The 12,402-nt window shown below is 27.2% G+C and carries 12 protein-coding genes; 8 read left to right on the plus strand and 4 right to left on the minus strand.

The features are described from left to right. Positions 1 to 8 precede the first annotated feature (8 nt). The 3 genes from tmk to rsmI are packed head-to-tail and all read left to right on the plus strand — an operon-like array spanning position 9 to position 2,285. Complete coding sequence (tmk, locus tag BLA55_RS01500; protein WP_073372349.1) at positions 9 to 665, plus strand: dTMP kinase; 657 nt, start codon at positions 9 to 11, stop codon at positions 663 to 665. Then, on the plus strand, positions 659 to 1,594 hold the full coding sequence (locus BLA55_RS01505; protein WP_073372350.1) for a hypothetical protein: 936 nt from the start codon (positions 659 to 661) through the stop codon (positions 1,592 to 1,594). The genes tmk and BLA55_RS01505 overlap by 7 nt, the downstream gene beginning before the upstream one ends. Next, the gene (gene rsmI, locus BLA55_RS01510; RefSeq protein ID WP_073372351.1) at positions 1,587 to 2,285 is read left to right on the plus strand and encodes a 16S rRNA (cytidine(1402)-2'-O)-methyltransferase; all 699 of its coding nucleotides are present in this window, start codon (positions 1,587 to 1,589) and stop codon (positions 2,283 to 2,285) included. Before BLA55_RS01505 ends, rsmI begins: the two co-directional genes overlap by 8 nt. Positions 2,286 to 2,445: 160 nt before the next feature. Here the strand turns inward: rsmI and serS are convergent, their stop codons facing one another. Next, positions 2,446 to 3,714 carry a serine--tRNA ligase gene (gene serS, locus BLA55_RS01515; protein ID WP_073372352.1) on the minus strand — a complete coding sequence of 423 codons (1,269 nt, stop codon included), beginning with the start codon at positions 3,712 to 3,714 and terminating at the stop codon, positions 2,446 to 2,448. A gap of 184 nt (positions 3,715 to 3,898) precedes the next feature. Between serS and BLA55_RS01520 the strand changes: the two genes are divergently transcribed. Beyond that, positions 3,899 to 4,222, plus strand: coding sequence for a hypothetical protein (locus BLA55_RS01520; RefSeq protein ID WP_073372353.1), 324 nt, complete (start codon positions 3,899 to 3,901; stop codon positions 4,220 to 4,222). Positions 4,223 to 4,471: 249 nt separating this feature from the next. Next, positions 4,472 to 4,921: a GAF domain-containing protein gene (locus tag BLA55_RS01525; protein WP_073372766.1), complete on the plus strand. Its 450-nt coding sequence runs from the start codon at positions 4,472 to 4,474 to the stop codon at positions 4,919 to 4,921. 108 nt (positions 4,922 to 5,029) lie between these two features. On the opposite strand, the gene BLA55_RS01530 is transcribed toward BLA55_RS01525, so the two are convergent. Then, positions 5,030 to 6,076, minus strand: a complete 1,047-nt coding sequence (locus BLA55_RS01530) for an NAD(P)-dependent alcohol dehydrogenase (RefSeq protein WP_269466094.1) — start codon at positions 6,074 to 6,076, stop codon at positions 5,030 to 5,032. Positions 6,077 to 6,233: 157 nt separating this feature from the next. Beyond that, the gene (locus BLA55_RS01535) at positions 6,234 to 8,357 is read right to left on the minus strand and encodes an ATP-dependent DNA helicase (protein WP_167542427.1); all 2,124 of its coding nucleotides are present in this window, start codon (positions 8,355 to 8,357) and stop codon (positions 6,234 to 6,236) included. A 263-nt stretch (positions 8,358 to 8,620) separates the two neighbouring features. Here BLA55_RS01535 and BLA55_RS01540 point away from each other — a divergent pair, with 263 nt between their 5' ends. From BLA55_RS01540 to BLA55_RS01550, 3 genes are all read left to right on the plus strand, one after another. Continuing rightward, on the plus strand, positions 8,621 to 10,105 hold the full coding sequence (locus BLA55_RS01540) for a helix-turn-helix domain-containing protein (protein WP_073372356.1): 1,485 nt from the start codon (positions 8,621 to 8,623) through the stop codon (positions 10,103 to 10,105). A 135-nt stretch (positions 10,106 to 10,240) separates the two neighbouring features. Next, positions 10,241 to 11,341 (plus strand): DNA polymerase III subunit beta, encoded by a 1,101-nt coding sequence (gene dnaN, locus BLA55_RS01545; RefSeq protein WP_073372357.1) that lies wholly within the window; start codon positions 10,241 to 10,243, stop codon positions 11,339 to 11,341. 7 nt (positions 11,342 to 11,348) lie between these two features. Continuing rightward, complete coding sequence (locus tag BLA55_RS01550) at positions 11,349 to 11,567, plus strand: RNA-binding S4 domain-containing protein (protein ID WP_073372358.1); 219 nt, start codon at positions 11,349 to 11,351, stop codon at positions 11,565 to 11,567. Positions 11,568 to 11,611: 44 nt separating this feature from the next. Here BLA55_RS01550 and BLA55_RS01555 read toward each other — a convergent pair whose 3' ends face one another. Further along, on the minus strand, positions 11,612 to 12,328 hold the full coding sequence (locus BLA55_RS01555) for a PQ-loop domain-containing transporter (protein ID WP_073372359.1): 717 nt from the start codon (positions 12,326 to 12,328) through the stop codon (positions 11,612 to 11,614). Positions 12,329 to 12,402 lie beyond the last annotated feature (74 nt).

Consider the following 12,402-nt stretch of genomic DNA (forward strand, 5'->3'; position numbering starts at 1 on the left):
GAGAAAATATGTTTATCACTTTTGAAGGTTTAGATGGTTCAGGTAAAACTACAATAATAAATAAATTGTACGAATATCTCTGAGATAAATATCCGCAAATCAATTTCATTTTAACTCGTGAACCAGGTGGAAAAGGTTTACAAGAAGCAGAGAAAATCCGTAACATAATCTTAGATAATTCATCAAAATTATCATCTAAAACTGAAGCTTTATTGTATACATCTAGTCGTAGAATTCATTTAGAACATGTTATTTGACCAGAATTAGAAAAAGGAAGTTTTATTTTATGTGATCGTTACATCGACAGCTTCTATGCATATCAAGGTTTTGGTCGTGGTCTTGGTTTAGAATGAGTTAAAAATATTACTGAGTTGGTAATCGAAAAAACTTATCCTGATGTCACAATTTTCTTTGATATCGATGCTAAAACTGCTTTATTTAGACGTATGTCAAGCGATGAACAAAATCGTTTAGATAACGAATCTTCTGCTTTTCACTCAAATGTTTACAACGGTTTTAAAGAATTAATCAAACAAGAGCCAGAGCGTTTTTTAATTGTTGACGCAACACAAGACGTTGAAACAGTTTTTGCTGAGACAGTTTCAAAATTAGAATCACATCCAAAATTCCAACAATTCATTAGTGATAAAAAACTATTATGATAACTGAAAAAACAAAAGAAATATTAGACATCTTTTTTAAAAAAAATAAAAATTTATCGCACTGTTATTTAATTGATGCTCCACAAAATTACGATTGTTCTAAAGAATTAACTTATATCGTGAATTTAATTAATCACAGTCAAGTCAAAGATATTTTTGATACTGAAACTGCTCAACACAATATTTTTGTTCTCGCTTCCGATTCAGAAAAGAAAAGTATTAGTAAAGAAGAGTTGCAAATTACCTTTGACAAAGTAGAATATAGTAGTGTTGAACCTGATAAACTAAAAATCGTTGTTATCAAAAATATTGAAAACACTAGCACTAATGCAATCAATTCAATTCTTAAACAAATAGAAGAACCACCAAAAAATACCATCATTTTAATGTCAAGTTCGAATTTGAATAAAGTAATTCCAACTATTCGCTCACGTTCACAAATTATTAAAATATTTAAAGAAAACCCAGATTCAATTTATCAAAATTTAGTGAATTCATCACTTGATTTGACAATTTCTTTTTTACTTTCTTGAAGTTGTGAATCCACCAAATCAGCATTAAAATACACTGATGTGAAAAATATTAAATTTATCAATGAATTAATCGAAAGTTTTTTAAATTCGGTGCAAAATAAATTTTATTTATATGCTTTTTTAGATCAAAATTTAACCGAAAACCATACTAAAAATATTTTTGTTCTTCGTTTGTTAATTAACTTAATTCACCTTGCATCCAATCCTTCGATCATCCGTAAAGACGAAGTAAATTACGATAAATTTTTGCGTTTTAACTCTTTTGCTCGTCGCAAAAATATCGAACTTCATCACTTTTTTGAAGTGATTAATTTTTATTTTAAAGCAATCAATAGTAACTGTAATTTTCACTTACAAAAAGAAAATTTATTAATTAATTTAATGAGGATTTATGGCTAAACTTTATCTTGTCGGTACTCCAATTGGTAATTTAGAAGATATTACTATTCGAGCTACCAAAACTTTAGAATTTGTCGATGTTATCGCTTGTGAAGATACTCGTGTTACTTTAAAATTACTGAATGCTCTTGGAATTTCGCACAAAAAATTAATCACTTACAACAACTTTAATGAAAAAAATGGTTCTAAAGGGATTTTAAAATTAATTCAAGAAAATAATTTAAACGTCGCTCTAGTTTCAGATGCTGGTATGCCGATTGTTTCAGATCCAGGTTTTGAAGTGCTTCGTCAAGCAAAAAGTGCCGGTGTTGAATTTGAATTAATCCCTGGTGTTAGTGCGGTTACAACCGCTTTTGCTCTTTCAAGTTTAAGCAATACATTCACTTTTTGCGGTTTTATTAAAGATAAATCACAACAAAGAATTAATTCTTTATCAAAATTAACTGAAGGAACATACATTTATTTTGTTTCACCACATAAAATTTTGAATGTTTTAACTGATATTACTAACGTTTTTGAAGGACAAGAATCTATTTTTTTAGCTAAAGAATTAACCAAAATGTACGAAGAATTTTTTGAAGGAACTGCTCAAAACATATTTGACACTTTGTCTCAAAGAGAAGCGATTAAAGGTGAGTTTACTTTAGTTCTCAAAATTCCAAAAATCAAAAGAAACAAATACGCAAACTAATTTAGTCTCCATTCATTTATGGAGATTTTTGTTTCCAAATTGTAATTTCTCGTTTTGCAAATAACTCTATAAATAAGTCATATTCAATTTTTTTACACTATAAAATTACATACATAGAATAAATAAAAACAGACTAATTATTCTAGTCTGTTTTTATTGATTATTCAATAATTTCAAGTCCGTTCATATAAGGAACTAAGACTTTTGGTACACTAACACTTCCATCAGGATTTTGATAATTTTCTAAAATTGCAGCTACAATCCGATCAATCGCTAATCCAGATCCGTTCATTGTGTGAGCATATTGAGTTTCACCATTAGCATCTTTGTATCTAATCATTGCTCTGCGAGCTTGGAAATCTCCAACATAACTTACTGATGATACTTCTCTAAATTTAATTTCACTTGGTAATCATAATTCTAAGTCAATTGTTTTACGTGCTGAAAATCCTAAATCACCAGTACATAATAATAATTCACGATATGGTATTTCTAATTTTTCTAACACATCTTTAGCATCTTCTAACATTTTTTCATATTCAGCTAAAGCATCTTCTTTTGTAGTAATTTTAACTAATTCAACTTTTTTAAATTGGTGCTGTCTTAAAATTCCTTTAGTATCTTTACCGCTACTTCCAGCTTCAGAACGGAAGCATTCGGTAAATGCGGTAAAACAAGCAGGAGTTGATAAATCAACTATTTCATTGTTATAAATGTTTGTTAAAGGAACTTCAGCAGTTGGAATTAAATATAGATTTCAATCTTTGATTGTAAATAAATCATCTTTAAATTTTGGTAATTGACCAGTTCCATATAGCATTTGATCACGCACTAAAACTGGCGGTAAAATTTCTTGGTATCCTTTGGTTTCATGTAAATCTAACATGAAATTCATTAATGCACGAACTAATTTAGCACCACGATTTTTGTATAAAACAAATCTTGCACCACTTAATTTTGTTGCTGTTTCGATATCGAATAAACCAAGTTTTTCACCAACTACATAATGCGGTTTAACTCCAGCAACCAATCCACGACCGATTTTATCCTTAACATTTAAAACTTTGTTGAAGTTTTCGTCCTTACCAACAGGTGTTCCATCAAGCGGTTCGTTTGGAATTGCTAATAATAATTGATCTAATTCATCATTTAAAGATTTAGCTTTTTCTTCTAATTCGATTTGTTCTTTTTTAATAATTGCAATTTCGTTTTTAACTTTTTTTAATTCTTCTGGTTGGTTTTTTAAAACTGCGAATTGTTTTGAAAATTTACTTAATTCAGCTTTCTTTTGTTGAGCTTCGAACATTAAATTTCCACGCACTTTTCCTAATTCGACTAATCTATCATAAATTGAAATATCAAAACCACGATTAACTAAATCTGTTCTGATTTTTTGTTCATTTTCTAAAATATATTTAATGTTTAACATAAATCTCCTAAATATTAAAATAATTATATTATTTATCAATTATTTAAAAAATGAATTTTTTGCTTTTAAGACTTCTTTGTTAGTAAAATTAATACCATTTTTAAATAAAATATTGTTTCCATTTTTTTCCATAAAAATCAGAACCAATCTGTAAAATCAACCTAAAAAGTATTAGAATAAAAATATGGAAAATACAGTAATACAAACCAAAACATCTCAAGAGTTAGGTTTATCATTTGACTTTAATATTGTTGATTTTCACAACCGTCACTTTACAATCAAACTTGGCGAAAACTTAAGAAAAGGTCTAGAATTCAGCGAAAAATATTGTGAGTGATTTATGGAAGATTTATTAGATTTCTTAAATGCAAATAATTACCAATTACGTTGAGATGTTTCAAGAATTAAATTTGAGGATTTAGAAAATTTAAGATTAAGTATTAGAGAATTAGAAGAATTTAAAAAATTCTTAACCGAAAAAGTTACAAACTTCAAAATCTTTGTTTAATTCCACCAATAAAGAAATTAGATAAATCTAGTTTCTTTTTCTTTTTTTTGAATAATTTAAATGTAAATTAAAAGAGTGATAATATTTTTTTACTATCACTCTTTTTTATTATTTTTTTATAATTTAAACATTCAAAAAGCATTGTTATATTTTTGCCACTTAACTTCCGCGTCGCTTTTCCAAATTTTAAAAGTGCAAAAAAGATAATTTTTTAAGTCGAAAATGGATTTTTTTACTTATAATAATGTAATGAAAAAACAAGAATATATTTGTTTATTAAATGAAGAAATTAATTTAAATTCATTACTTGCAAACTCAACTGCTTATATTAATGATACAGTTGAAAACCTTAATTGAGTTGGTTATTATTTAGCTAAAAATGAAACTTTATACTTACATACTTTTCAAGGTAAAGTAGCTTGCTCAATTATTCCATTTAACAAAGGAGTTTGCGGTCACGCAGCTACTACTAAAGAAGTTGTGGTTGTTCCAGATGTACATCAATTTCCTGGACACATTTCATGTGATCCAAATAGTAAATCAGAGATAGTAATCCCAATCATTGTTGATGAAAAGTTATATGGAGTTTTAGATATTGATTCCCCAATTAAAGATCGTTTTGATGCTAAAATTACTGATGAACTTAAAGAATTTGCAAAGTGAATTGAAACAAAAATTAAAAGTTTACTAAATAAATAATTAACAAATAAAGCCAAATGTGCCTAAAAATTAAACTAGGACTCGAAATATGGAATGTCCATATTTCGAGTCCTAGTTTAAATAGCACATATTTGGTTTTTTATTTTTTTATTTTTCAATAATTACGACTGGCTTAATCAAGTTAGCTGGTTTTTCTTTCATTAGACGAACCGCTTCTTCGATTTTGTCAAATCCTTCTAATCTGTGTGTAATCATTTTTGAAGGATCAATTTTTCCGTATGTAATTAATCTTGCTAGTTTTTCTAGTCTTAATCTTCCACCAGGCATTAGTCCACCGAAAATTTGTTTGTGAGCCATTCCGGTACCTCATTCAACACGAGGGATTTTGATGAATTCACCGGTTCCAAGGTAGTTAACATTACCAATTTTTCCACCAGGTTTTAATACTTTCATCGCTGTAGCAAATAGTGATTGGTCACCACCAGCAATAATAACTTTATCAACACCTTCGTTATTTGTTAATTTCATAATTTGTTCGTCACTTGGTGCTACCTTAAAATCAACAATGTCAGTTGCTCCATATTCTTTTGCAACTTTAAATGCTAATTCACGTGAGTCAACAACAATAATTCGTCCAGCACCTTTAAGGTTTGTTGCTGCTGTAGCCATCAATCCAACTGGTCCAATACCAAAAATTGCAACTACATCACCAAATTGAATATCTGCTAACTCAGCGGCATGGAATCCAGTTGGCATCATGTCACTTAACATGCAAGCTACACCATAATCCATTCCTTCAGGCATGTGTGCTAAATTACCTTCTGCATCATTAACATGAACAAATTCACCAAATACACCATCTTTAATATTTGAGAATTTTCATCCAGCTAACATACCACCAGAGTGCATTGAGTATCCCGCTTGTGCTTCTCTTGAATTTCATTCTGGAGTAATAGCTGCTACAAGTACTTTGTCACCAGGTTTGAAGCTTTTTACTTCACTACCAACTTCTACAACTTCACCACAAAATTCATGACCAAGAATCATGTCGTGTCTTTCACCAATTCCACCTTCATAAACTGTGTGGATATCTGAAGTACATGGAGCAACAGCCAACGGTCTTAGAATTGCATCGTTAGGTCCGCATTTTGGACGATCTTTTTCAATTCATCCAGCTTCTCCTATACGTTTCATTGCATAACCTTTCATATTTACCTCTTTCTAGCAAATCATCATTGCTATTTTTTATTTATATATTTTTATCATAATCTTTTTTGGCATTCATTTTTGATAAAAACTTTTTAATTTCATATTTTTTCCATATTTTTTACAAAAAAAGTAAGCTTAACACTTACTTTTTCAAAAAATGTTTTAGAAGTGTAAAAACTTCTTTTTTATTATTTTTTTCACTCGCGACCTTTTGAAAATAATATGAACGATCACCAATTATAATCAGTTCTTTTTTTGCTCGACTAATTCCGGTGTATATTAATTTTTGACTTAACATTCCATCAGTATTAGGATCAACAATGAAAATTACGCAATCAGATTCAGAACCTTGGAATTTGTGAACGGTAATCGCATATGCTAAGCTAACTTCATTTTTAAATTGTGTTTCTGTATAATCAACAATCTTGTCATCACCAAAATCGACACTAATAGAGATGATTTTGTCGGTTTTCGTATCATAAACAACATCATTAATATATCCAATATCACCGTTATAAACTTCATCTTGTCTACGATTTTCATTTTGGATTACGCGATCGTTCATCCGATAATTAATTTTAAAATTACCATCATTTTTAGTTATGATGATTTTCGATTTTGGATTAACAATTTTCTGAATCGCTTTATTAATATTATGAATTCCGTTTGAATTTTTATATTGCGGTGCTAAAATAACCAAATTATCAATACCGTATTGTTTATACTTTTCTTTAAAAGTCTTTTCTATGATCGGAATATAATCGCTTAAAATAGGTTCTACATGTTTTACTTTTTTATCATCAAACATCGGTACTTCATTTATATCAGTTATCGCTAAAAAATGTTTAACAATTTCTTCATTATCACTTCGATGATTCTCTTTAAGAAAAGTAGTTGCAAATTTTTGTGACTCAATCAAATCAAATAATAAGTATCCAATGTCAATCGAAGGTAACTGATTATAATCACCGATGAGAATGACTTTTTCCAATTTTTGACATGAACTTAATAATAAATGGAATAAGTCTAAATTTACCATTGAAAACTCATCAATGATTAAAATCTTATAATCATCATACATGAAAGGTTCTGCTTCATAATTACTTGCTGAATCAAAAGAATCTTTATCAAGTTTTAAAAAACTATGAATTGTCGAAGCTTTAAAATTTGTTTTTTTAATGATATTTGATGAAGCTCTACCTGTCGGAGCTAAAACCACAATTTCTTTTTTATGATATTTATTGTCCAAAAATGTCTCAATAATCCCTTTAATCAAGAAACTTTTTCCTGAACCAGGTTGACCAGAAATAATTGATACATTATGTTCAAATGCATTTTTAAATGCTTCGAATTGATATTTATCAAAAATATTCTCAAAATCTTGTTTGTAAGTTACTTTTTTAGCTTTTTTATTATCAATTTTTATTAATTCATCAGCAATAAACTTTTCTTTTTCAGTAACATCAGCTAAAGAAACTCATAAATCATCTTTTTCTTGCTTAACAATGATAATACCTGCAAAAATTGCTTCTTTGATTATTTCAGAAAAGTCTGATTCGCCAATTTCAGAGTGTTTTTTAAATTCATGGAAAACTTGATTTATTTTATATCTTGTATCATTACTTACTTCTAATTGTTGCAAAACATTAATCAAATATCCGATTTGACGATTGTTATAACCAACAGGTAAATTTAACAAACTCACGATTTTTTCAACTTGTTCAAATTTCAACTTTCTTTGGAAAACGAAGTTATAAATATTTCTGGTTTTAAAATAACTTTGTAACGGAATCATGTTGTTTGGATCTGGAAAAATTGTGTTTTGAACTTTCACCAAAGCATCACCAAGTCCGTTTTGCTCAAATAAAATCATTTCTTCTAAAAACAGAATTTTTTGTTCAATCTTTTCGATTACATCATTTTTATCTAAAAGTTTTATCAAATCATTTTTCTTAGTCTTAAAATCATTTAAAAAAGATTCTGAATCGTTATCATATTTTTCTTTAATTGTTTTTAAAGTTATTTTGTCCAATCCAACTTCTTTTAAATATTTAAAAACTACTTCACTTTTTAAAATAACTTTTGAAAATGACACCAACTCTTTGTTGTTTTGATAATTTCCGTCTTTTAAAACTACTTCATAAGTTACAAAAGTTTCAGGTAAATTGTTTTTTGCATAAACTAAAAAAGAAGTGTTTTTTATTTTTCCTTCTGAAATTTTAAACAGGAATAAACCTCAGTTTTGAGCAGGTACTCCTTTTATCATTTTAGTGAATTTTCCAATATATTTACTTTCCATATTAATAAATAATATAGCATAAATATTAGTGTTTTATTTTAAGAAAAAATATTAGTTTTATTCACATAGATATTAACAACTTATCAACAAAAAATAAATTTAGTTGATAAAGTCCAAAAACAGCTATAAAATAGTTAAAAAATTTGTTTATATTTCTGTTTAAAACATGTTTATAAATTTTAATTAACTACTTTTACAATTTTGTTCATTTATATAATAAAATATATATTATGAATAATAAAAATCAGAAAGAATTAGATTTTTTCACTCGTGAATTTTTAAGTCGCGTTCGTAATGAATTAGATACTGACCGATTAACTTACAAAACTCTTTTTAGTTCTTGAAAAGCTGTTAAAAAAGAAGGGTTAGATGTTTATTTCGAAACTACAATTCCCGAAAAACGTTTATCAGAAGTTAAAACCTTTTACAAAAATTTATTGAAAAAGGTTTTTGAAGATTTAGGTGGAGTTGAAGATTTAAAATTTCATGTTAAATCTGTTTCAGTAAACTACATTCAAGAGAAAATTAGTAATGAAGAAATAGAGTCAATTCAAGAAGAGGATAAAATTAACATTTTTGAATCAAATAATTTAGTTTTACCAAAAACAATTAATGATGATGAAGTTGTTTTACATCAAAAAAGTGAAAAGAAAAAGAAAATCATCAAAGAATCTCAAATTATTCCTTACTCAGATTACAATTTTGACAATTTCTTTATTGCAGATTTTAATGATGAAGTAACTTATATTTCAAAGCAAATAATTAAAAATGAGTTCGATTTTCCAATTCTTTTTATTTCGAGTCAGTCCGGAATGGGGAAGACACATCTTTTAAAAACTATTTGTGCTGAACTTCAAAATAAAAATGTCAACGCTTTATATATTAATGAAACTTCATTTTCGGAAAAAGCTACAAAAATACTATTAGAAAACAAAGTTGCTGAAAAATCAAAATTTTTGAATTTCTTTAACTCGCTCGATGTTTTAATATTAGATGATTTACAAAATTTTTCTTACGGAAATAAGAAAAGTACATTAAGATTTTTATTCAATATCATTGATAATCGAATCAATGATAAAAAAATAACTATCATCGGTTGCGAAAAAGGTATTGATGAATTGACAATTGAGTTTGAAGACCGTATCATTTCAAGATTAAAATCAGGAATTTTAACATCAATTAACAAACCAACAAACAAAGATTACTTAAAATATTTAGATTATTACTTAAAAAGTAAAAACTTCGATCCTTCATTGTTGTCTGATGAATCAAAAGAATTTATTGTACGGAATCATAATAAAAATATCCGCGAACTTTCAGGTGGATTAAATAGAATTGTGTTCTTTAAAAAAGATTTTTTAGAAAACAAAAACGATTTTTATTATGTTCGTAAATGCTTTGAAAATATCACTAAAACCATTGACAAAATTTCACCAAATGCTGTTATCGACACAGTAGGAAAATATTACAAAATTAATAAAAAAGATATTATAAGTAAAAGTAGAAATAGCTCTTTTGTTGTTGCTCGTCACATTTCGATGTACCTTTGTCGTGAAGTTTTAGAAATGTCTTTTGAAGCGATCGGAGACTTTTTCTCTCGAGATCACTCATCAGTTGTTCATGCTCACAAAAAAATAAAAAGACAGTTATCAACAAACTCATCAACAGAGCGGACTGTTAAAGAATTAAGCGAAGATATTAAAAATTATAATTAACAGATATCAACATACCATTTTTAATCAAAAAGTTAAAAAATAACTAAAAATTGAATGAAATATTAATGTTTTGCTATTTTTAAACAATGTGCAAAACATATATATATATATATATATTTTATATAAGGAGAAAATATGAAAATCACTATAGTTAAATCTCTATTAGATAACTTAATCGAATTTTTAACTAAGTACACAGATCCAATTAACGTGTATTCTCAATTTAGATGTATAAATATTGATGTTAATTATGATCAAATTATTTTTACAGCTTCTGACGGAACAATATCAGCTCAAAAAACAATTAAAGTAGATGAAATAAAAATTAAAGTCGAAGAACCAGGTGTTATTTTAGTAAATGCAGCTTATTTAAAAAACATTATTAAAAAACTTAGTGGTGAAATTTTAATTTTTTCTGAAGGTAATGTCTTAACAATAAAAGAAGGTAAGACCGAATATGTAATTAATCTTCTTGATGCTCACTTTCCTTTAATTAATTTTGAACAAAGTAACAAACGTTTTGAAATTTCTAGCGAAAGACTAGAAAAAGCGATTCGTAATGTTATTTTTGCTGCGAGTGATGATGATAAGAAATCAATTTTAAAATGTATTAACCTAACAATCAAAGAAGGTAACCTAAGATTAATTGCGACCGACACATACCGACTTTCAACCGAAACAGTTAAAATCAGTAATGATTTAACTATGAATATTTCAGTAACCGGACGTAATTTAAAAAATATGATAACAAAGGACGCTCCAAAAAAAATATTTGTTTTTTATGATGATACAAAAATCGGAATTTCTTACGAAAACACAGTAATTCAATCGACTGTAAATGACATTCCTTATTCAAAAGTTGATAATATTTTTCCACAAAGTTTTAGCAGAATGATTACAATTAATAAAAATGAACTATTAAGATTAATTAATAAAGTTATTTTTATTAACCAAGATAAAAGTAATAGGTTACAATTTAAAATAGATAGTGAAAATCTTAATTTAATGATTGAAATGCCTGAAATTGGTAAATCAGAAGCATCAACAACCAATTTTAAACTCGAAGGAAAACCAATTGAAATTGATTTTAACTATAATTTCATAAAAGAAGCAATAAATATTTATGATGATGGTGACATTAATCTTTGCATTAATGATAATGAAACAATTATGTTAGTTGTTTCGAAAACAAATGAATTTAATAAACAATTAATAACACCATTAAGAAGATACTAGGAGCATAATGACAGTAAAAATTAAAGGTGAATCGATTAAAGTTTCTCAATTTTTAAAGAAAATTGACGAAACACAAAGCGGTGGACAATCTAAAAAATTCCTTTTATCAAATAAAGTTTTAATTAACGGAAAAAAAGCTGAAGGAAGAAGTTCGAAAATCAAACCTGGTGACATTGTTTGAGTAAATGACACACTTATTCGTGTTGTTTCTGAAGATGTTGAATAAAGTTAAATAAAAAAATCTCTATCTATAATAGGTAGAGATTTTAATTAAGCATTTTTTGGTTTTTTGTTGTAGTGAATGGTTGCTCAAAGTTGGTATGAATAAATCACTAATGAAATAATTTGTCATAACAAAGCGATTATTCAGTGAATTAGTGAAGCCCCAGCACTCGCAGCAACATAAATATTTAAAATTCAGAAAATAATTCAAACGATGTTGTTTAATGTATAAAGCAAGAACATGTATGGCGAAACGCCTTTTCAGTTTTTACTTTTAATTGAAGTAATCAATTGTGGTACAAAAGAAAAAGTAGTAAATGCAGGTGCAATAAGAGCAAAAATTGATGATGCGTTTTCGCTAATTCTTCATTTTGTAAAGATTCACATTCAAACTAAAAATACATTAATTATTAATGTAGCAACAATCGCTACAGAAGCTTTGATAATTGTCTTTCTTGAAACATTTGGAAGATAATAATAAAGAAGAAACATCATTAATCCGTTAATAAATAACGAAATTCCATCTGCAATAATAACATTTAAGAACGGATGATAATCCACTTGAACATCATTAATGCGTGATTTTGTTACCGCTCCATAACAGGTTCATAATAAAATCCCGATATGAAAAATTCAAAACGAAATAAAATTTACTTTACCAGTCTTTTTATCTTTGAATAATTTGATTAATTGTGGAATACTTAATGAGATTGTAATTATTACAGTGATTCAAGAGACAATATTAATTATTGTTTTTATTGTCATAATATTTATTATATAACTTTTTAAAAATATGCTATTATTATATAGCACCAATTACTTGCTTTGTGTTATAATAT

Source organism: Mycoplasmopsis pullorum, from assembly GCF_001900245.1.
Classification (GTDB): domain Bacteria; phylum Bacillota_I; class Bacilli_A; order Mycoplasmatales; family Metamycoplasmataceae; genus Mycoplasmopsis; species Mycoplasmopsis pullorum.